General features: G+C 70.7%; 21 protein-coding genes and 1 tRNA gene. 8 read left to right on the top strand and 14 right to left on the bottom strand.

The genetic code is table 11. The features are described from left to right. Positions 1–167: 167 nt before the first annotated feature. From RYH80_RS07855 to RYH80_RS07840, 4 genes are all read right to left on the bottom strand, one after another. Positions 168–241, bottom strand: a tRNA-Phe gene (locus RYH80_RS07855). Between the two features lie 54 nt (positions 242–295). Next, positions 296–988, bottom strand: a complete 693-nt coding sequence (locus RYH80_RS07850) for a hypothetical protein (RefSeq protein WP_370903298.1) — start codon at positions 986–988, stop codon at positions 296–298. A 156-nt stretch (positions 989–1,144) separates the two neighbouring features. Further along, positions 1,145–2,119 carry an NAD(P)-dependent oxidoreductase gene (locus tag RYH80_RS07845; RefSeq protein ID WP_370903297.1) on the bottom strand — a complete coding sequence of 325 codons (975 nt, stop codon included), beginning with the start codon at positions 2,117–2,119 and terminating at the stop codon, positions 1,145–1,147. A gap of 117 nt (positions 2,120–2,236) precedes the next feature. Next, positions 2,237–2,563 carry a hypothetical protein gene (locus RYH80_RS07840; RefSeq protein WP_370903296.1) on the bottom strand — a complete coding sequence of 109 codons (327 nt, stop codon included), beginning with the start codon at positions 2,561–2,563 and terminating at the stop codon, positions 2,237–2,239. Between the two features lie 164 nt (positions 2,564–2,727). Here RYH80_RS07840 and RYH80_RS07835 point away from each other — a divergent pair, with 164 nt between their 5' ends. Then, positions 2,728–2,940 carry a ribbon-helix-helix domain-containing protein gene (locus tag RYH80_RS07835; protein ID WP_370903295.1) on the top strand — a complete coding sequence of 71 codons (213 nt, stop codon included), beginning with the start codon at positions 2,728–2,730 and terminating at the stop codon, positions 2,938–2,940. Between the two features lie 50 nt (positions 2,941–2,990). Here the strand turns inward: RYH80_RS07835 and RYH80_RS07830 are convergent, their stop codons facing one another. From RYH80_RS07830 to RYH80_RS07810, 5 genes are all read right to left on the bottom strand, one after another. Further along, positions 2,991–3,548: a Mut7-C RNAse domain-containing protein gene (locus RYH80_RS07830; RefSeq protein WP_370903294.1), complete on the bottom strand. Its 558-nt coding sequence runs from the start codon at positions 3,546–3,548 to the stop codon at positions 2,991–2,993. A gap of 33 nt (positions 3,549–3,581) precedes the next feature. Then, positions 3,582–5,321, bottom strand: coding sequence for a DNA polymerase/3'-5' exonuclease PolX (polX, locus tag RYH80_RS07825; protein ID WP_370903293.1), 1,740 nt, complete (start codon positions 5,319–5,321; stop codon positions 3,582–3,584). A 152-nt stretch (positions 5,322–5,473) separates the two neighbouring features. After that, complete coding sequence (locus RYH80_RS07820) at positions 5,474–5,932, bottom strand: DUF5788 family protein (RefSeq protein WP_370903292.1); 459 nt, start codon at positions 5,930–5,932, stop codon at positions 5,474–5,476. Between the two features lie 91 nt (positions 5,933–6,023). Then, complete coding sequence (locus RYH80_RS07815; protein WP_370903291.1) at positions 6,024–6,233, bottom strand: hypothetical protein; 210 nt, start codon at positions 6,231–6,233, stop codon at positions 6,024–6,026. A gap of 118 nt (positions 6,234–6,351) precedes the next feature. After that, positions 6,352–6,591: a hypothetical protein gene (locus tag RYH80_RS07810; RefSeq protein WP_370903290.1), complete on the bottom strand. Its 240-nt coding sequence runs from the start codon at positions 6,589–6,591 to the stop codon at positions 6,352–6,354. 116 nt (positions 6,592–6,707) lie between these two features. Here RYH80_RS07810 and RYH80_RS07805 point away from each other — a divergent pair, with 116 nt between their 5' ends. After that, complete coding sequence (locus tag RYH80_RS07805) at positions 6,708–7,928, top strand: AI-2E family transporter (protein WP_370903289.1); 1,221 nt, start codon at positions 6,708–6,710, stop codon at positions 7,926–7,928. A gap of 81 nt (positions 7,929–8,009) precedes the next feature. Here the strand turns inward: RYH80_RS07805 and RYH80_RS07800 are convergent, their stop codons facing one another. Further along, complete coding sequence (locus RYH80_RS07800; RefSeq protein ID WP_370903288.1) at positions 8,010–8,870, bottom strand: sulfurtransferase; 861 nt, start codon at positions 8,868–8,870, stop codon at positions 8,010–8,012. Between the two features lie 335 nt (positions 8,871–9,205). Here RYH80_RS07800 and RYH80_RS07795 point away from each other — a divergent pair, with 335 nt between their 5' ends. Continuing rightward, on the top strand, positions 9,206–10,096 hold the full coding sequence (locus RYH80_RS07795; RefSeq protein WP_370903287.1) for a sulfurtransferase: 891 nt from the start codon (positions 9,206–9,208) through the stop codon (positions 10,094–10,096). 540 nt (positions 10,097–10,636) lie between these two features. Here the strand turns inward: RYH80_RS07795 and RYH80_RS07790 are convergent. The 3 genes from RYH80_RS07790 to RYH80_RS07780 all read right to left on the bottom strand — a co-directional run bounded on the left by RYH80_RS07790 (position 10,637) and on the right by RYH80_RS07780 (position 15,296). Next, positions 10,637–12,598, bottom strand: a complete 1,962-nt coding sequence (locus RYH80_RS07790; protein WP_370903286.1) for a prolyl oligopeptidase family serine peptidase — start codon at positions 12,596–12,598, stop codon at positions 10,637–10,639. Between the two features lie 610 nt (positions 12,599–13,208). After that, entirely contained in the window at positions 13,209–14,642 is a 1,434-nt protein-coding gene (locus RYH80_RS07785) for a M20/M25/M40 family metallo-hydrolase (protein ID WP_370903285.1), read from the bottom strand. A 102-nt stretch (positions 14,643–14,744) separates the two neighbouring features. Then, positions 14,745–15,296, bottom strand: coding sequence for a GbsR/MarR family transcriptional regulator (locus RYH80_RS07780; protein ID WP_370903284.1), 552 nt, complete (start codon positions 15,294–15,296; stop codon positions 14,745–14,747). A gap of 54 nt (positions 15,297–15,350) precedes the next feature. Between RYH80_RS07780 and RYH80_RS07775 the strand changes: the two genes are divergently transcribed. From RYH80_RS07775 to RYH80_RS07755, 5 genes are all read left to right on the top strand, one after another. Then, entirely contained in the window at positions 15,351–16,331 is a 981-nt protein-coding gene (locus RYH80_RS07775) for an ABC transporter ATP-binding protein (protein ID WP_370903283.1), read from the top strand. Beyond that, complete coding sequence (locus RYH80_RS07770; protein ID WP_370903282.1) at positions 16,328–17,173, top strand: hypothetical protein; 846 nt, start codon at positions 16,328–16,330, stop codon at positions 17,171–17,173. The genes RYH80_RS07775 and RYH80_RS07770 overlap by 4 nt, the downstream gene beginning before the upstream one ends. Next, positions 17,170–17,334, top strand: coding sequence for a hypothetical protein (locus tag RYH80_RS07765; protein ID WP_370903281.1), 165 nt, complete (start codon positions 17,170–17,172; stop codon positions 17,332–17,334). Before RYH80_RS07770 ends, RYH80_RS07765 begins: the two co-directional genes overlap by 4 nt. Continuing rightward, a complete protein-coding gene (locus RYH80_RS07760) occupies positions 17,331–18,161 on the top strand; it encodes a hypothetical protein (protein ID WP_370903280.1) in 831 nt (276 codons plus the stop codon). Before RYH80_RS07765 ends, RYH80_RS07760 begins: the two co-directional genes overlap by 4 nt. A gap of 956 nt (positions 18,162–19,117) precedes the next feature. Next, positions 19,118–19,615: a DUF456 domain-containing protein gene (locus tag RYH80_RS07755; protein WP_370903279.1), complete on the top strand. Its 498-nt coding sequence runs from the start codon at positions 19,118–19,120 to the stop codon at positions 19,613–19,615. Between the two features lie 13 nt (positions 19,616–19,628). On the opposite strand, the gene RYH80_RS07750 is transcribed toward RYH80_RS07755, so the two are convergent. Further along, on the bottom strand, positions 19,629–20,363 hold the full coding sequence (locus RYH80_RS07750; protein ID WP_370903278.1) for a GNAT family N-acetyltransferase: 735 nt from the start codon (positions 20,361–20,363) through the stop codon (positions 19,629–19,631). Between the last annotated feature and the right edge of the window lie 301 nt (positions 20,364–20,664).

Below are 20,664 nucleotides of genomic sequence, written 5' to 3'. Positions count from 1 at the left end.
CGGTTGCGGACGGTTCGCGTCGCTCGCGGTTTCGAAGTATGCCGCCTCCCCGATTTGAACTGAGGAAGACGTTCCTGCTCGCTTCGCTGCGCGGGCTGCGACTTCCGAGCTCGAATCGGCTCGGCGTCGTTTTCTCGACGGTTCGCGTGGCTCACCGTCTCGAAACATGCCGCCTCCCCGATTTGAACGGGGGACAGCTCGATCTTCAGTCGAGTGCTCTCCCAGTCTGAGCTAAGGCGGCGCAGTCGGGTAGTCGTGGCACCGAGTGAAGAGGATTACGAAACCGAGCCGGGGGTCAGTTCGCCCGCCGGCGCGTCGTCGACCGCTCGCTCGTCTGGTCCGACTGGACGATCGTCACGACGGTCACCCACCCGCCGGCCTGGTCGACCGCCAGCGCCTCGCTCGCGGACAGGTCCACGTCGCGGGTCGTCCGTGTGGTCTCGCCGGCCGCCAACGCCCCGACCTCCTCGGTCCCGGTGTAGATCCGGTCGCTCTCGGCCGTCGAGTTGCCGGCGTACAGCCGCGTCTCGACGACGACACCCGTCGCCGTCTCGTCGCCGTCGTTGGTCACCGACGAGGTGACCGTCCGACAGGTCCGCCCGCACTCCGTGATCTCCTCGACCACGAACGCGAACTGTGCCGGGGTCGCGGTCGGTGTACTCCCACCGGCCGCCGTCTCGGTCCCGTCGCCACCGCTCGCGGTCGCGGTCCGCGTGTCTGGTGCCGCCGTCGCGGTCGCCGTCCCGCCGTCACTCGCCGGCGTCGGCGTGCCGTCGGACGTCGACCCGTCGTCGTCCGCCGTCGCCGTCTCGCCGCCGGTCTCGGTGCCGACGGCGCTGCCGTCCTCGATGCCGGCGAGTTCGTTCCCGCCGACGGCGTCGTCGACGGTCTCGAACGGCTGCACGTCGAACGCCACGACGAGCCCGCCGGCGACGACGCCGAGCAGTACCCCCAGCGACAGCACGACCGCGTACTCGCGTCGTTTCACTACCGAACCCCCCTCTGTCGACGTGACACGCCCCACCGTTCACGACTGGCGAGTATAGTTCTGGTGGGGAACGCGGCGGTGGTCGGCGGCACCTCGCCGGTGGTCGGCGCGGACGCGACGGGGACCCGACGACCGCCGCGCCCCAGGAGCCGTCGGTCACGCCCCGTCGACGACGGTCACCCGTTCGTCGGGGCGGCCGCCGTCGGCCACCGCGGCGACCGCGCTCGCGACGGTCGCGAACAGGTCCTCGCGCGCCTCGACGGAGTACCAGCCCGCGTGGGGCGTGACGAGCACGTCCTCGCGCCCGACCAGCGGCGAGTCGACCGGCGGCTCCGTCGGCAACACGTCCAGCCCCGCCGCGGCGACGGCCCCGTCCGCGAGCGCGTCGGCCAACGCCGCGTCGTCGATCACGGCCCCGCGGCCGACGTTCACGACGACGGCGTCCTCGGGGAGTCGTTCCAGCGCCGCCGCGTCGACGAGCGCGCGCGTCTCCGGCGTCAACGGCGCGAACACCGCCAGCAGGTCCGCTCGCTCGGTCACCGTCTCGAAGTCGACGTGCTCGGCGCCGTAGTCGGCGACCGTCTCCGCGTCGACGTACGGGTCCGACACGACCGTCTCCCCGACGAGTCCGTCCGCCATCGCGACCGCCTCGCGGGCGATCCGTCCGAAGCCGACACAGCCGAGCGTCGCCTCGCTCAGTCGCCGCGGTGCCGGGGTGTCCTCCCACCCCCACGCGCCGTCGCGGACCGCACGGTCGAACCGCCCGAGCCGTCGCGCCGCCGCCGTCAGCAGGGCGACGGCGTGGCTCGCCACCTCCTCGGTGCAGTAGTCCGGCGCGTTGGTCACCGTCACGCCCGCGTCACTCGCCGCGTCGAGGTCGATCGTGTCGACGCCGACGCCAGCCCGACTCACGAGCGACGGCTCCGTCTCCGCGACCACCTCGGCGGTCACCGGCGTCTGTGCCCCCGCGACCAACGCGTCGGCGTCTGTCTCCCGACAGGCGTCGATCACCGCTTCCGGCGTCTCCGCCACCCCGGTCTCGACGGCGACTGGACCGTCCGCAGCCGCCTCGATCGCCGGCGCGATCCCGTCCAACATCGCCATGTCGTCGCTGACGAACACTCGGAACACACGAGACGCTCCGTCCGCGAGGTGTCTAAACGTTTACTCGATTCTCGGTACGTAGGAGACGAGTCCTCGGGGAAAGCTCTCGACGGGGTGCGCGAGGGGGCCGACGGACCCCGACAGTCAAAAGGGGAGGAGTCCGCGGAGGCGGGCGACGATGGAGGCACCGGCGCGGTCGCGGTACGCCTCGAACACCGGGTGGAGCAGTTCGAGCAGTTCCTGTTCGGACTCGAAGCGGTCCCGCGGGAGTTCGTCGATCGCCGCCCGGAGCCGCAGGGTGTTGCCGGCGGCGTCGTAGGGGATCGCCGGCTCGTCGAGCGCGGCGACGAGCTCCTCCGTCGTCGCCGGGAACGACACGTCTGCCTCGTCGAGTCGTGCGTCCAACGCCGCGATGCCGAACGCGATCGCCTCCGGCTCGTCGTCCCCGCCCTGCGGTGGTCTGACAGCCATCGTGAACCGGTACGGCCGGCGTGAGGAAAAGCGGTGCGGGACGCGACGGTCCCGAGCGGCCGACGGCCGCACGGGAAACGACCACCGGCGAGCGACGGGACAGAGCGTGGGACGTGGCCACCCCGACCGCGGCGTTTATCGGCGCGCCAGCGCCACGGGCGTGTGTGACAGACTACACCACCGTCTCGATCCCGAAGGACCTCGCGGACCGGGTCGACGAGACTATCGAGGGGACGAGTTTCTCCTCGACGAGCGACCTCGTGCGGTTCCTCCTCCGGAGTATCGTCATCCAACACCAGCAGTCCGAGGAGACGCTCACGGAGTCCGACTTCGACGAGATCACCGACCAACTCCGCGATCTGGGGTACCTGGAGTAGCGTCCGGGGTCTCCCCGTTCACTCGACGGTGAGTGCCGTGGTGACACCGCTCACAGATTCGCGAGCGTCTCGGCGACGCGGTCCCAGTGGCCGCCCTTCCAGAAGTGCCGCCCGCAGTCGACGCAGCGCCACACGTCCGTCCGCTCGTCGGGGACGTACGCCGGCCGGTCGGCCGACGGCTCGACTCGCTCGACGGTCCCGTTGCAGTCTCCACACCGTGCCGGCCGTGCCGCCAACGTCACCTCGTACCCCGCCGCCTGCACCTCTCGGAGTTGGTCCTCGACCTCCCGCGTCTCCAGGAGAATCGGCTCCGGCGGTCCGTCGGTGGTGGTCGCCGTCGCGTCGCCGTCCGTCGACTCTCCCCGAGACACCGCCTCCCGACGGGGCTCGTCGCTCGCCACACCACGACGTGTCCGTGCCGCCAGATCCACGTCTCGTGTGAGCAGTCGCCGGCCCTCACTCGCGGCGATCTCGCGGAGTCTGTCGTCGGCCTCCACCCCGCGGTCCAGCGCGTACGCCGCGTCGTACCCGCACATCCGCAGGTACGTCGCCAGCTTTCCGAGCATCGCGTCACAGAGGAACCGCTCCGCGCGATCCGTCTCCCTCACGCTGTCACCCCAGCGAGTCTTCCCGGCACGGCGTCACCCCAGGAACGCCTCCAGCCGTTCTGTCTCCCAGGTGTTCACCACGTCCGCGGGTTCGGCCCACCCGCGTCGCGCGGTGTGGATCCCGTACCGGACGTTGTCGAACTCGCCCGGCGAGTGGGCGTCCGTGTTCACCGCGACCGGCGCACCCGCCTCGACGGCCGCGCGGACGGCCTCCCCGTGGAGGTCTATTCGCGCGGGGTTCGCGTTCACCTCCAGCGCCGTGTCGGCGGCCGCAGCGGCGTCGGCGAGCCGCTGGAAGTCCACCTCCAACCCGGCGCGCTCGTTGATGAGCCGCCCGGTCGGGTGGCCCAACACGTCGACTTCCGGGTGCTCGACCGCCCGGATCAGGCGGTCGGTCGCCTCCCCCTGCCCGAGCGCGGCGTGGGGCGACGCGACGACGAGGTCCAACTCCGCCAGCAGGTCCTCGTCCGTCGTCACGTCGCCGTCGGCGTCGACGTTCGCCTCGACCCCGTGGTACACGTCGATCTCGGCGTCCGCCCGGACCGACTCGACGGCGGCCACCTGTTCGCGGATCTGCTCGTCGGTCAGCCCGGTGTCGCCGAACACGCCCGGTCCGGCGGCGTGGTCCGTCACGCAGTGGAACGCGTAGCCGCGCTCCGTGGCCGCCGCGACCATCTCCGCGACCGTGTTCCCCCCGTCCGACCAGTCCGTGTGCGTGTGGAGGTCGCCGCGCACGTCGTCGGCGGTCACCAGTTCGGGGAGGGCGTCGGCGTCGGCGGCCTCGATCTCCCCGGTCCCCTCTCTGATCTCCGGCGGGAACGCCGGGAGATCCAGCGTCTCGTACACGTCCGCCTCCGTCCGGCCGGCGACGCGCTCGCCGACGCGCTGGTCTGCGTCGGGGTCGTCGACGTCGGACACGTCGAAGACGCCGTACTCGTTGAGTTTCAACTCGCGGTCGATGGCGCGGTTCCGGAGCGCGACGTTGTGATCGAGCGACCCGGTGAAGTACTGGAGTGCGGCCCCGAACTCCGCGGGGACGACGGTCCGTACGTCGACGCGGACCCCGTCGGCGCGCACGCTCGCCTTCTGGGCGCCCGCCTCGATCACGTCGTCGGCCGCGGACCACTCGGTGAACCGCTCGACGACCGCCTCGCCGGCCGTCGTCGCGACCAACACGTCCACGTCGCCGACCGTGTCGCGCCACCGGCGGATCGACCCCGCGGTCGCCGCCCGTTCGACCGCCTCGCTCTCTCGGAGGTACGCCAACAGGTCGTCCGCAAGCGGTCGCGCCGCGCCGAGCCGCGTCCGCTCGGCCGCCTCGCGGGCGAACTGGACGTTCTCCAGGATGTTCTGTTCCGTCTTCGCGCCGAACCCCGTCACCGTCTGGATCTCGCCCGCCTCCGCGGCGCGTTCGAGGTCGTCGAGGTCCTCGACGCCGAGTGCGTCGTACAGCGAGCCGACGGTCTTCGGTCCGACCCCCTCGACGCGGGTCAGCGCCGCGATGTCGACCGGCAACTTCGCCCGCAACTCCGCCAACTCCTCGATCTCGCCCGTCTCGACGTACTCGACGATCTTCGACGCGATGGCGTCGCCGACGCGGTCGATCTCCGCGACGGCGTCCTCGCCGTCGGCCGCCAGATCCTCGACGGCACCGGGGTACTCCCGGACGTTCTCGGCCGCGCGACGGTAGGCGCTGGGTTTGTACTCCACGCCGGTCGCCTCCAGTCGGTCGGCGAACTCTTCGAGCAGTGTCGCGATCTCGTCGTTGCGCATCTGTGGTCTGTGTCCGTGTGGCGTCTGCGTCCGTGGTGGTCGTGTGGTGGTCGTGTCGTGTCCGCGTTCGTGGTAGTCGTGTCGCGTCCACGTCCGTGGTCATCGCGTAGTTGTCGGGTGCAGTCCGTGTCCCGGCCCCGACGCTCGTCACCTCACCGCGAGCCGCGCCGACTCCCACGCCCGCCGTGACTGTCGCCGTCGTCTCTGCCCAGCGCCTTCCGGAGGAAGTTCATCCAGCGCTGGCGATCGGCTGTCTCCTGTTTGCGCGCCTCGGCCTCGAGGTCGACCGGGCGGAGCTGTTCGAGCGCGTTCAGCGCGCGGTCGATCCCGACGATCCCCTCGACCAACTCCTCGCCCTCCGCGAAGGACACCTCGTTCTCCTCGATCAACTCCAGCCGCTCGCGTCGTTCCCGCCGGAGGTTGCGCTTGGCCCGCTCGACGCGGTCGCGTTCCCCGGCCGGGATCGTGTCCCGACGCTTGATCTCGAAGACGAACTCCTGGAGGTCGATCTCCTCGCCTTGCACCTCGACGCCGTCCGGGAGTGTCCGCCCGACGGTCGCGGAGTCGCGCTCGACACGTTCCAGGAGTTGTTTGCGTTCGAACTCCCTCACGGAGCGTCGTTGGGTCTACGCCGTCTTTGCTCTTCGGGGTCGTCTGGCGGTCGTGTGTGGAGACGGCCGCGTCGTCGTGTCGACGGAGTGATCAGTCGACAGCGTGGCGCCGGACGACGCCACGCACGAGACTCGTGAACAGGAACAGTGCACTCCCGATCCCACTCACGATCAGGAGTGTCCCGATCCAGACCGGCGGGTCGCCACCACCCGTGGCGACCGTCGAGAGCACCTCGACGAGGACGAGTAGTGCGCCGACCTGTACGACTGTCTCTCGGAGCCGCTCGATCTCGGAGGGCACACGTCCGGAGAGTCGAGCCGGCGTGGTAGCTGTTCCGGAGGCCGATCCGACGCGACGGGCGGCGGCTGCGCCGTGGACGGTCGCCTGCCGCGGCGAGCGGTGGCTGTGTCGTCGACGGTCACCCGCCACGTCCTCCGGCGAGACTCGCGGCCAACGTGAGCGCCGCGCCGGCACCGGCGAACAGCAGGACGGCCAGCGCGGCCCCGACGGCCACGCGGGCGGCGACGAGACCGACGAGACACTGGACCAGCACGATCACCGCCCCGACGCGGATCACCGTCGCGTACAGGTCTTCGTCCGTCGGTCCCACCTCTCGACTCTGCGCTGCTCTCGTGGCTCCGCCGTCGCCGTCTGACACACTTCCGGGGTCGTCCCGGACCGAGGAGTGTCTTCGGGGAGCGCGACGTGACTGCCCAGTCTCGACACCACGCAGACGGGAGAACGTTCAAGCCGTCACCCGTTCCGGGTAGTACCGTGCCACCGAGTCGACAGACGGCGTTGGCGGCGACGCTGCTCGCGTTGAGTGCGGTGACCGCCGTCGTGCTCGCGGACGTGCTCGCGACGGTCGTGCTCGCCGTGACGCTGGGGTACGTCCTGTTGCCAGTTCGCAACGAGGCCGTCGCGCGCGGTGCACCGCGGCGGGTGGCGGCGGGTGTCGCGACGGCACTGGCGTCGCTGATCGTCGTCGGCTTCGTCGCGCCCGTCGCGTTCGTCCTGTACGAGCGCCGTGCCGCGGCGGTCGCGCTCTTCGAGTCGCTGCCGGACGTGTTGCCGGTCACCGTCGGCGAGGTGACCTACGAGATCCCCGTCGAACCGCTGATCGCACTGGCCCGCGAGACGCTCACCGGCGTCGCCATCGAAGTCGCGGCGGTCGCGCCGGTGATCGCGCTGAAGGCAACCGTGCTCGTGTTGCTGTTGTACGGCCTGCTCTACCGCCCGGACGCACTCCGGACCGCGGCGGTCCGCGCGGTCCCACGGGCGTACCACGAGCCGCTGTTCGCGCTCCACCGACGCGCCGGCGAGACGCTACGGGCGATCTACGTCCTCCAGGCGGCGACGGCCGTCGGCACCTTCCTCCTCGGGACGGGGACGTTCTGGGCGCTGGGGTACGACTCCCCGGTGGTGTTGGGCGTCCTCTCGGCGGTGCTCCAGTTCGTGCCGATCCTCGGCCCCAGCGTCGTCGTCGTGGTGTTGGCCGGGCTGGAGGTGCTCGCCGGGGACCTCACCGGCGCGATCCTCGTCACCGTGTTCGGACTCGTGATCGTCGGGTTCCTCCCGGACGCCGTGATCCGGACGCGACTGGCGGAGTACACGACGGAACTGCCCGTCTCGTTGTACTTCGTCGGCTTCGTCGGCGGGGTGCTCACCGTCGGCGCCGTCGGGTTCGTGCTCGGCCCGCTCGTCGTCGCCTTACTCGTCGAGACGGTACTGTTGTTGTCCGACGGCGTCGAGCGCGCCCAACGACGGCTCGACGACACGCCGGACGGAGAGCGGTCGGCCGGCCGGGGGTCGGCGGCCGGCGGGGCGGTCGGCGAGGAGTCGGTGGCCAGTGGGACGGCCGTCGAAGAGTCGGCCCCTGGAGCGACGGTCCCACCCGATCCGGCCGACGAGGACCCGCCCCGTGGGAGCACGTCGCCGGCGACTGGCACGGGGGGACACACCGCCGGCGACGACGGAGACGGTTCAGAGTCGTGACTCCGGGTCGGGGACGGCTCGGCGTGGTGACTCCGGGTCGGGGACACTCGAAAGAACGGGTAGTCGTGACGCTCGTGGCGATCAGTCGCCGCTACCGGTCTCGATGGGGGCGCGCACGAGGTTGCCCCACTCCGTCCAGGAGCCGTCGTAGTTGACGGTCTGATCGGCGCCGACGAGCTCGTGCAGCGCGAACCAGGCGACCGAGGAGCGCTCGCCGATCCGGCAGTAGGCGACGATCTCGTCGTCACCCTCCGCGAGCACGTCCTCGTACAGCTCTTCGAGCTCTTCCTTCGTCTTGAACGTCCCGTCGTCGTTGGTGACGGAGGCCCACGAGATGTTGCGAGCGCCCGGGATGTGACCGCCGCGCTGGGCGGTCTCCTGGAGGCCCGGCGGCGCGAGGATCTCGCCGGAGAACTCCTCGGGCGAGCGTACGTCGACGAGTGGCGTGCCGGCGTCGATGGCGTCCTCCACGTCGCCGCGGTACGCACGGATCGACTCGTCCGGCTCGTCGGCCTCGTACTCCGTCTCCGGGAACGACGGCACCTCGTCGGTCAGCTCGTAGTCGTTCTCGACCCAGTACTCGCGGCCGCCGTCGAGCAGGCGCACGTCGTCGTGGCCGTAGTACTTGTACTGCCAGTAGGTGTAGGCCGCGAACCAGTTCGAGTTGTCCCCGTACAGCACGACCGTCGAGTCGTCGGAGATACCGTGTTCCGCGTTCAGCGCCTCGAAGTCGTCCTTCGAGAGCACGTCTCGCTGCGTCTGGTCCTGGAGGTCGGTCTCCCAGTTGAACCCGATGGCGCCGGGGGCGTGGCCCTCGTCGTACGCCTCCGTGTCCACGTCGACCTCGACCAGGCGGTGTGCGGGGTCGTCGGACTGGAACTCGTCCAGTCGCGCCTCGACCCAGTCCGCGCTCACGAGTACGTCTGTAGCGTAATCTGACATCGCACTCGACGGTACGACTGCCGTCGGCATAAAGACCCCTCACGACGGCCGTATCGGCCGTCCGTCCCACGTACCGACAAATATTACTGGTTCCGTGTCCCCCCGTCCCAGTGGACAGACGGAGGTTCCGGAGGCGCGCCGGAGATGTGTCGCGGCTCCCGCGAACTACCAGCAACATTTGTCGCTTCGACGGACGCGCCTCCGGCGTCTCGGTCGCCGGTCGGTCGCCGTGGACCGCGACCGGTTCTTCACCCGTGTCTACCCGACGGCCGTCCCCGCCCCGTCGGACTCGCCGCAGTCGTGGTACGTATGTGGACCGCGTGGCAACTGGTGGTATGGACGTGTTTCTCGACCACGAGACGGTCGCGGACCGACTCGGGGACGACGACTTCCGCGTCGTCGACGTGCGCGACGCCTGGGAGTTCGACGGGATCGGACACCTCCCCGAGGCGGTGTCGATCCCGTTCGACGAGTTCCGGAGCGGTGACGGCGAGGCAGACGACGCGACCGACGGGACCGACGAAGCGGCGGACGGCACGACCGACACGGACGACGCGGACGACGGCGACCGCACCGACGACACGGCCGACGTGGGCATGCTCCCGGGCGTCGCGGCGTGGCAGGACCGACTCTCGACTGCCGGGATCGAGACGGACGACACCGTCGTCGCGTACGACGACACCCACGGGGTGTTCGCGGCGCGGTTCGTCGTGACGGCGTTGCTGTACGGTCACGACCCGGACCGACTGTTCGTGCTCGACGGCGACTACAGCGCCTGGAGTCGCGACCGCGCGGTCGCACGCGAGACGCCGACACCGACGCCGACGACGTACGACGCCCGCTCGCCGGAGACGGTCGCAGACACACCGTTGGTCGACTTCGAGACGGTCCAGGCGGCGCTGGACGACGACACACTCCTCGTCGACACGCGCGAGGCGTGGGAGTACGAGGAGGGCCACCTCCCCGGTGCCGTACAGTTGGACTGGCTCGAACTGGTCGACACGGACGGGACGCGGGGGCTCCACCCGCGCGAGCGACTGCGGACGATCCTCTCCGAGCGCGGGATCGACCCGGAGCGGCGGATCGTGCTCTACTGTAACACCGCGCGCCGGATCAGCCACACCTACCTCGTCTTGCGGCACCTCTCGTTCGAGCACGTGGGCTTCTACGAGGGGAGCCTCACGGAGTGGGAGCGACGCGGCGGCCGCGTCGTCACCGCGGAGTGACGGCCGTTCTCGACCGACGCGCGGTCCGCCTCACGTCGACGACGCGACGACGCCGTCGGCTCCGTCACGCCACCGGTTCCACCCGGTGGCATCTAGAACCCAGTAGACGACTTCTTCTACTTACGACTTTGTCGGCACTTTCTCTCCACAGTAGACGAACACAAGACGGAGTCCGAACGCTGTCGGGCGGTTTCGTCGTCCCCCGGTGGCGTCGTTGCCAGCGGCTGGGAACGGGGGATCGGGGCCGAGACGGCCGTAAAGAGTCGGACAGTTTTATTATCCAGTCGTCCCTGTCTTGTCTCACCCGGTGACGGCCGGGTGACCCGCCACGGTGAGCGGGTGTGTGGAGCGACGGACCGCAGCGCGTGACCGGGGATCGCGTAGAGTCCGTCGGCAGAGTCGCCTCCCCGACCGTGGGAGGCCGTGTGCTAGCTGCGCGGTTCGTCGGCGTCCTCCGGGACGCCACTTCGAGACACGACACGGAGTGACGACGCCGTGTAGCGTCGACTCGGAGTACCGCAGGCGACCCCTCCCGTCGCGTCAGACGTGGTCGTCGAGGAAGGCAGCGATCCGCTCGAACTCCTCGATCAGGTTCGCGCGGCTGGTGGTGTGGTGGCCCTCGTCCTCGAAGATCAGCGACTCCACCGGCACGCCCTGTTCGCGGGCGGTCTCGACGACCTGCTCGGCCTCGCCGACCGGCACGCGCGGGTCGTTCGCGCCGTGTTGGACGAACAGCGGACACGACACGCGGTCCATCTGGTGGAGCGGGCTGATCTCGCGCAGGAGCTCCCGGTCCGTCTCGAGACTGCCGTACTCCGCCTCGCGGTGGCCGCGCCGCCACTCGCCGGTGTTCTCGAGGAACGTCTCGAAGTCCGCGATGCCGACGAACTCGACGGCCGCGGCCCACAACTCGGGGTACTCCGTGATCGCGGCGAGTACCATGAACCCGCCGTACGAGCGGCCGTACGCGACGATCCGGTCGTCGTCGACGGCCGACCGGTCGTGGAGCCAGTCGACCGCCCGCTCGACGTCGCGGACGGAGTCCATCCGCCTCTCGACGTCGTCGAGCGCGGCGTACGCACGACCGTACCCCGAGGAGCCACGGACGTTCGGTTCCAAGACGGCGTACCCGCGGTTCAGGAAGAACTGTTTCGTCGGGTAGAACCACGGCTGGCGCTGGTGTTCCGGCCCGCCGTGGATGTCGACGATCGCCGGCACCGACGCGTCGGGGTCGTCCGGATCGACGCCGGCCGGCAGCGTCCAGTAGGCGGGGATCTCCCGGTCGTCGAACGTCTCGTAGTGGATCGTCTCGGGCGTCCGGAACGAGGACTGTGGGACCCCGCAGGTCCCGACCGGCGTCCACTCCGTGAGTTCGCTCGCCTCGCCGTCTCCGAACGCGAACGTCCACACGCCGTACGGCTCGTCCGGGGCGGTGTGGACGACCGCGACACGCTCGCCGTCGGGTCCGAACGTCGGCTCCCCGACGACACCGCCGGGGTCGGGAACTGGGACCGGCTCGAACTCCCCGCCGAGGTCGTCGACGGCACCGCTCGCGTCGCTCGCTACATCGCCGCCTCCGCCTCGATCGACACGACCGCCGTGGAGCGCCGTGTACCCGCCCTCGTTGCGGGTGTAGACGAGTCGGCCGGTGTCGCGGTGGAACGCGAACGCGTCGACCGACCACGTGTCGGTCTTGGGGCCGCCGGGGGTCTCGCCGTCGTCCGTCTCGCCCTGGATACGTTCACGAGTGTCGCCGTCGTCGCCGGCGACGGGGGTCAACTCCCCGGTGTCGAGGTCGAAGCGGCCGACGTACGACGTGTCGCGGCCCTCGTCGGTGACACAGTACAGTCCGGCGGCGCCGTCGAACTGCGGGTGACTGTACGTCGCCGGGTCGTCGCCGCCGAAGCCCTGCGTCGTCCCGTCCGCGCGGTCGAGGATCGACAGCGTCACGTCGGTACTGGAGTGGGGTTCCAGCAGCGCCAGTCGCTCGCCGTCGGGGCCGACGGCACCGACGTGGAGCCACCCGCCGGGACCCTCGAACTCGACGACCGGCTCGGCGTCGGGGTCGGTCACGTCGAGACTGTACACGTCGAACCGCCCCGGGTCCGCGCGGTTCGCGACGAAGAAGATCTCCGTCCCGTCGGGGTGCCAGCCGCCCCAGACGTGTTTGTGTTCGGGGGCGTCGGTGAGCCGTCGCTCGACACCCGTCTTCAGGTCCAGGTGGTACAGCTGGTCGCGTTCGTCGCTGCCGGCGTCCATCGCGTACACGACCGCCTCGTCCGTCGGCGAGGCGGCGACCGTCGAGACGCGCTCGTCGGTGGCGGTCAGGCGGTCGGGCCACCCGCCGGGTTCGTCGACGGTCCACACCTGCGGCGTCCCGGTGGTGTCCGCGAGGAACAGGAGTCGCCCCGCGGGAGTGATCGTCGGCGTCGACACCTCGTCGATCGCCAAGTACCGTGCCACGTCGTAGTGGCCGCTCGTCGTCGGACTCGTGTCTGTCACACCACTGCCCGGTGGCCGCCGCACAAAGAGTGTTGGCTCCCCGGCGATCCGTCGTCTCGTCTCCGCGTCCGCTCCCGAACCGAGCGATCTGGTCGGTCTCCTGCGGTGTCTGGGCGGGTGTGGGTGCGGTGGTGGTGATCGACGCACGAATCGCAAGACGGGGCGAGGATTCGGAGCAGATGACACTCACTACGGAGTGGTGATACGGCTCGCTCCGACGGGTGGTCTCCCGTGTCGGTCGCGGGACTCACTCGTCCGCCCGTCCGCCACCGCTCCGCACGGCCTTCGCGCCTCCCCGACCGCCTGCGCGGCTCGCGGGTCGCTTCGCTCCCCGCTCGCTCCGCTCACGCCTCGCAACTCACGGGTCGCTCGCTCCCCGCTCGACTGCTCGGCCCTCGCACGCGCTCGCGACCGCGACTCGTCGCTCACTCCGTTCGCGGCGCCCCCCGGTCGCTCGCCACGCGCGCTACCGCCGTCGATCTCCTCTCTCGTCTCCCCAGTGGGCCGTGTGAGAGCCTCTCGAACTTCGTATCGGGCGCGACGGCCCCGACGAGATGTGGCGACAGCGAACCACCAGACGGCGGCGGGAGACGGAGAACGAGTCCGTGGCTCAGGCCACTCCCCGGTCGTCGTCCGCGTCCGCCGCCGCGACCCGTCGGAGCACGGCCGCGGTGGTCCGGATGCCGTTCTCGAAGCAGGCCAGGTCGAGGTGTTCGTTCGGCGAGTGGTTCCCCTGGTCGTGGTTCGCGTACGGCACCACGAGCAACGGTGTCTCCGCGAGCGCGTCCGCGGTGCGGAAGAACGCCGCCGGCAGCGAGCCGCCCATCACGGGCAGTTCCACCGGCTCCTCGCCCCAGACCGCACGCAGCGCGTCCACGACCGGCGTCGCCAGCGGCGTGTCCACCGGCGTCTGCATCGGCGGGAACGCCGTCCCGCGCTCGACGGTCACCTCGGGGCGGTGTGCGTCGACGTGTGCCTCGATCGCCTCGAACACCCGCTCCGGCTCCTGTCCCGGGACGAGTCGGCAGTCGCACTTCGCCGTCGCGGCCCGCGGGATCACGGTCTTGCTCCCCTCACCCTGGTAGCCGGCCTCGAGCCCGTTGACGGTGAACGTCGGCTCCGCGAGCAGTCGCTCGTAGTAGCCCGTGTCGCCGACGAACCGCGAGACGCCCAGCTCCTCGCGTAGTGCCGCCTCGTCGACGGGGATCTGCTCGATCAGCTCGCGTTCGGCATCGCCGACGGCGATCCCCTCGTGGAACCCGTCGATCGTCGGCCGTCCGTCCGCGACCATCGTCCCCAGCAACTCCACGAGTTCCGTCGCCGCGTTCGGCACCGGGCCGCCGAAGTTCCCGGAGTGGAGATCCGTCGCCGCCGTCTCGTGGTGGAGTTCGAACGTGACGATCCCGCGGTTCCCGTACAACAGCGTCGGCCGCCCGCTGCGGTGTTGGGGCCCGTCGGCGACGTACACGAGGTCCGCGTCCGCAATCTCGGTCGGCGCGCCCGCAGTCTCGCCGGTCCCGGCGTCGTCGTCGAGGTACTCGCGCAAGCCGACGCTCCCGGACTCCTCGCCGCCCTCGATCAGGAGTCGCACGTCCACCTCGGGGAGTGCGTCGGCACGCGAGAGCGCGTCCACGGCGAACGCGTGACAGGTGAACTGCCCCTTGTTGTCCCCGGCGCCGCGGGCGTAGATCGCCCCGTCGCGGACGGTCGGCTCGAACGCCGGCGTCTCCCACGCCGCGGGGTCGTCGGCCGGCTGCACGTCGTAGTGGCCGTAACACACCACCGTCGGGCGCTCGGCCGCCCCCTCGTCGCCCCCGGTCGCCGCCGTCGCGGGTCGTTCGGCGTACACCAGCGGGTACCGGCTCGTCTCGATCCGGCGCGCGTCGAATCCGAACCGCTCGCAGAAGTCGACCACGGCGTCTGCACCCGCGTCCATCCCCTCGCCGCGTGTCGAGATCGTCGGCCGCGCCAGCAGGTCGAACAGCGCCTCGCGGTAGTCGTCGAGTCGGTCCGCGACGACGCCGTCCACGTCTGTCTCTGTCACACGACGCCCGTGGCTCCGCGTGGGCTTGCCTCTTCGGGCCCCGGCGACCCAGTCCGTGACGGGGGTACCGCTCCCCGTGGAGCCACCTCGACGGCTCGGCAGTCACTCCCCGCGGAGTCGCCCGAGCAGGTCCGCCAACCGTTCGACGGACGACCCGGTCAACAGTCGGACGAGACGGTCGCTGCGCTCGTACGTCTGCCGGAGCTGTCTGACCCGCTCGCGGTCGCGGGCGGCCACCTCGCCGTCGGTGTCTTCGAGCGTCTCCTCGGCCTCCGTCAACGCGCGCTGCATCGTGTTGATCTCGCGTTGGACCTCGCGCCGGAGGAACTCCTGGAGGACGGTCCAGAAGTCGCGTTCGGCCTCGTAGAACGCCTTCTTCCCCTCGCCCGGCACCGACCGGCGGTAGACCAGGTGGAGTCGCTCCATGTCCTTCAGTGTCGTCGAGACGGTCGACTTCGCGTACCCGCTCGCCTCGACGAGGGCGTCCAGCGACGCCGGGCCGTCGGCGAAGTACAACAACCCGTACAGCCGCCCGTAGCTGCGACTCAACCCGTAGATCTCCGCACTCTGCTCGATCGCCTGGATCACCCGCTCGCGCGCCTCGCCGGCGGGTCCGTCCGGGGTCAACTCCTCGGCGGTCTCGGTGTCGCTCACACCCCGCGGTCTTGGGCGAAAGGACTAAATCGCTTCGTTCGGAATATTCGCTTGATGCCGAACATATCGAACACGGACGGTACGAGTGGTGTCGACCCGCCAGACGGGACGGTGACCGATCAGCCGTTCACCGATGGGGGTGTGGCTGCCTCCGCAACGAGAGACGGGACCGGCGAACCGGACGACGCCGAGCGCGGTGTGTGGGGAGACGACGCGGTCGCGTCCGACGACGCCGGACCGGTGTTCCGTGCGAGCGGGATCGAGAAGTCGTACGGCTCGCGGCTGCCGCTCGTCGGCGAACCGGTCTCGGTGTTGGCGGGCGCGGACCTGACGCTGTGGCCCGGCGAGATCGTCGGGATCGTCGGCGCGAACGGCTCCGGGAAGTCGACACTGTTGCAGATTCTGGTCGGGACGCTCGAACCGGACGCGGGGCAGGTCGCCACTGCCGGTCGCGTCGGCTGGTGTCCACAGGAGTCGCTGTTGTACGACCGGCTCACCGTCGCGGAGACGTTCCGACTGTTCGGCGAGGCGTACGGGATGGACGCCGATCGGGTGCGCGAGCGACGCGACACGCTCGCGGAGCGACTCGACTTCGAGCGGTTCCTCGACTACCGCGTCGCGGCGCTGTCGGGCGGCAACCGGCGGAAAGTGAACCTCGCCGTCGCCGTGTTACACGATCCGGACGTGCTGTTGCTCGACGAGCCGTACACCGGCTTCGACTGGGAGACGTACCTCGCCTTCTGGGAGCTCACCGAGGACCTCGTCGCCGACGGCACCGCGGTCGCGATCGTCTCGCACCTCGTCAGCGAACGCGAGCGGTTCGACCGCGTGTTGGAACTGCGCGACGGGGAGCTCCACGAGCGCGACGACCCCGGACGACAGCCACGCACGGCCGCACACGACACCGCCGACGACGGGAGTCCCGGACACGACGACGCAGCCGCGCCGGTGGATCGACCCGAAACGGGCACTGCCGAGCCACCGGACCGCACGACCACGGACACACGGACGACGACACGAGGTGACGAGTCGTGACGAGCGGGTCCCCAGAGGCGGCACCACTCGTCGCCGGCCTCCGGCGCCTGTGGGTCGTCACCGCCGTCGAACTCCGGGCGCTGGCGCGGCGACGGGCGGTCGTCGCCGGTGCCGTCGTCCTCCCGCCGGTCGTCGTCTGGGTGTACGGCGTCGCACTCGCGAGCTTCCCCGGACTCCCGGGACTGTCCGCAGATCCGGCGACGCTCGGTCGCGTCACCGGCGCACTGTTCGCGGCGGCGTTCCTCGCCGGGCTGGTCGGGCTGTTCGAGACCGTCGCGGCTCGCAGCGGTGACGAGCGCGCCGCCGTCGCCGGCCTCCCACGCTCGGTGACGGTCGTCGCACGCGTCGCGACCGTCGGCTGTGCGGCCGCCGTCGCGTCGATCAGCGCGCTGGCGACGCTGGCGGTCGGCGTCGACGTGGCCGCACCGCTCGTCGCCGCCGCGGTCCTGCTGCTCGCGGCGTCCGTCTACGGCCTCCTCGGGGTCGTCGTCGCCACGCTCCGTCCGACCGAACTCGAAGGGTCGCTCGTGTTGGTGTTCCTCGCGGACCTCGACAACGCCCTCTCGTCGGGACTGTTCCCGATCGACGCGTCGCTGTCCGTCCCGTGGCTCGGCACGGTCGGCGTGACGGACCTGCTCCCGCTGGCGCACGCCAACGCGCTGTTCACCGCCGCGGTCCTCGACGGCTCTCTGCCCGACGGCCACCTGCTCCCCGCGCTCGCGTGGCCCGCGGCCCTCCTCCCGGTCGCGCTGGTCGCGTACAGTCGCGCGACCGGCGGGCTCTCGGCAGCTAGCCACACCGACGCGGCCGTCGCCGAGATCGATCGGGGGTGGTCGTCGTGATCGCGACGCTCCCGGCGACCCACCTCCACGGCGTCGCCACGCACGCCGTCTCTCCGGCGGTGGTCGTACTCCTCGTCGTGACTGCGGTCACGACGGCCGTCGGCCTCCTCCTCGCACACCGCGTCGGCCGGCTCGATCCAGAACGGAGGTGGGCGACGTGACCCGGCGGTCACACACCACCGACGCCGACGCGTCCGCCGAGGCCGACGGTGGCGTCGTGGCGACCCGAGGAGCGCGGCGTGGTCCGATCCGTCGACTGCGTCGCGTCGCGACGGCGACGTGGTACGGACTCGTCGACCTGCGGCGGACGCCGACGCTGCTGGCACTGCTGGTCGTCGCCCCCGCGTACGTCGTCGGGCTGTTCGGCGTCGTGGCTCCGACGGGTCCGGCACGGCTCCACCTCGGTGGCGACACCGTCCAGACCACACTGGAGACGGCGTTCCCGGCGTTCACGACCCCGATGACCGCGGCGCTCGTCGCCGGTGTGGCCGGGTTGTTCGTCGTCCGGTCGGCGGCGGCCGCGGACGCGCGACTCGTCGCGGCCGGCTACACGGCCACGGAGGTGGTTGCGGCGCGTCTGGGACCGCTGGGACTGCTCGCGGTGTGTGCCGCGGTCGTCCCGGTCGCGGTCTCGTTGGCGACCGTCGAGCCAGTGTCGCTCCCGGTGTTCCTGCTCGGGACGGTGCTCGCCGCGCTGACGTACGCCGCCGTCGGTGTCCTCGTCGGCGCGACGGTCGGGCGCCTCGCGGGCGTCTACGTCGTCTTGTTCGGCACGATGATCGACCTGTTCGTCTTCCAGAACCCGCTGGCGACCGACCCGCCGGCACTCGCGGCCCTCCTCCCCGGTCACGCCCCGCTGGCGATCGCCCTCGCGGGCTGTTTCGACCGTCCCGTCGCCGTCGAGACCGCCCTCCACGCGGCGGCGACGTGTCTGCTCGCGACGACCGCCGCCCTCCTCGCGCTCGTCCGCGAGGCGGACACGAGGTAGCCCCGAGCCGGTTCTGTATCGCAAACAGTGGTTTACGAGGTCGATCGTGGCGCGACAGACTGGACCGAGTGACCCGCGTGTCGCCAGAGTCGACTCCGTTCGCGCCGGATCTCCCCGCTCGACCGGTCGGACGGCGACCCAGATGGGTCTGGCCAGCTCGGCACCGCCCGTCGTCCGTCCGGGCGTCGAACGTGGACGGCGAGGTGAGTCGCCGGGTGCGAGCGACACAGCCATCTCGTCCGTGTGGAGTGGTCGTCCGGATTCACTCGGGACTCGTGCTCGCGCGGGTCGGTGGTGGCCCGACCACGTCGACGGGCGGACCGGGCGGTCCGTGTCGGGTCGGCCGGACCGAGGACGGACCGCGGTGAGACACGAGGTCAGCCGGGGTGTCCGACGAGCGAATCGGGGATCACCTCGCCGAGGCGGCTCCGAATCGGAGGGGCGGCCGGTCGGCCGTCGCCTGCCGCGTGGTGACTCGTCTCTCTTCCTCGGGGCCGTCGACCGTCCACCCACGCGTGATCGTCGAACGATCCCGATCTCCGGTCGTCGTTCGGAGGGGTGAGTCGGTGACGTGGTCTCCCGTCGTCTCGGCGGTGCCTACCGGAGGCTCGTCGACGTGGAGTGCGCCGTCGAGGTCGGACACTCCAGTCCAAACCTCTAGACTCTCACTGGGGGTGCGCCGACCACTCTCGGTACCCGACCCGCGGGCCCGCCGTGTCACTCGTCGGTCGCCGTCCGCCCGGCGCGAGTGGCTGCCCCCGGGGCTCACTACCGCTGCACACGGTGCCGACGCCGTCCACGCCGATCGCCGCCCGGCACTGCGCCGTCTGTGGGGTCGTAGACGAGCGTAAATGGAAGAGTGCTATATCGAACCGGCTGGGTGCGTCTCTCGTCGTCCCGACGAACCACCCGACGCGGCACAAGACACACCGGCGGCGGGTGTGTACCGACGGGCGATGAGTCTCGTCTTCGGGCTGGACATCGTCGCCCTGTTCGCCCTCCTGTTGGCGCTCGCGGGCGTCGTCGGGAGTCTGATCCCGTTCGCGCCGGGGGCAGTGTTCTCGTTGGCGGGGGTCGGACTGTACTGGTGGTCGACCGGCTACACCGACCCGGGGCCGCTCGTGCTCGCGGGACTGGTGACGCTGGGCGTGGTGACGCTGCTCGTCGACTGGTTCGGCGGCGCGATCGCGGCGGAGGCCGGCGGTGCCTCGACACGGACGACGATTCTCGCCGCCGTCGCGGGCGTGGCGCTGCTGTTCGTGGCGGGCCCCGTCGGCGTCTTGGTGGGCGTCGCCGGCACGGTGTTCCTCGCGGAGTACCTCGGCGGCGCGGACCGGGAGGCGAGCCTCCGGACCGCACTCGTCACGACGGCCGGGATGCTCGCCTCGAACGTGGTCCAGGCGCTGCTGACGGGCTGTATCCTGCTCGGACTGGCGCTGACGGTGTTCCTGTGAGTCGGTGGGTGGATCAGTCCAGTTCCAACCCCATCATCACCTCGTCGACGTACTCGTCGTCGATCCGGTAGTGGTCCGTCCGGCGCGCCTCCTCGTGCCAGCCGTGGTCTTCGAGGAACGCGACGGCGCGCTCGTTGGTCGCCGGGACGCTGTTGTACACCTTCTCGTACCCCTGGTCGCGGCTCCACTCGACGCCCCGCGACAGCAGCGCGCTCCCGATGCCGTGGCCGCGGTACCCCGAGAGCACCCCGACCGTCAGCTCCGCGGTGTGCGAGAGCTTGTCCAACTCCGGCGCGGAGACGTGGACCCACCCGACCACGTCGTCGTCGACGCAGGCGACGAAGAACACGCGCGACTCCACGTCGTTGTGGCGGAGCAGTACCTCCTCGTGGTCGAGCATGTCCGCGACGCTCTCGGCGACGACGTAGTCCTCGTCCATCGCGGTCCGCATCAGCCCGACGAGTCCCGTGATGTCCGCCTGTCGCGCGCCGCGGACGGTGAAGGTGACCTCGTCGCTCTCGTGTGTCTCCTCGTCGGCCCGCGTGTACCCCACGCGGAGCCGCCCGTCCTCGGTCTCCGCGAGTACCCCATCGCGTTTGAGGACGTTCACGTGGTGGCCGAACTCCGCCGGGTCCATCCGGAGGGCCGCCCGTGCGTCACGCTCGCGGACGACGCCGTTGCTCTCGACGTACTCGTAGATGTCCTTGCGCCCACGGTGATCGAACTCGCGCTTCGGGGAGAGTTCCATGCTAACGTGTGACAATCGCAGATACTTAACGATTGTTGGTGATACAGTTCGGCAGTCGTCGACTGCGTCCGTCGGGGTGGGGGCGAGGGCGCCAGTCGGCCGAGAGAACCGCAAGACTGGGAAGAGAGACGGAAGCGGACAGAGCGGCTGGTAATGTGAGATCGAACGACGGCTCGGCGAATCGGAGACCTGTGTGGAGTAGTTCGCCGACTCCCCTCGGACGACTCCGTGGGCCGCTCGCGGCGACCGGCGTCGGCTACTCGGAGACACCAGACGGAGCGGCCGAGCGCGCCGGCGTCGC

This window comes from Halobaculum sp. MBLA0147, from assembly GCF_041361345.1.
Classification (GTDB): Archaea; Halobacteriota; Halobacteria; order Halobacteriales; family Haloferacaceae; genus JAHENP01.
Note: the sequence above shows the minus strand (reverse complement) of the source record. Positions and strands in the feature narration are given on the sequence as shown.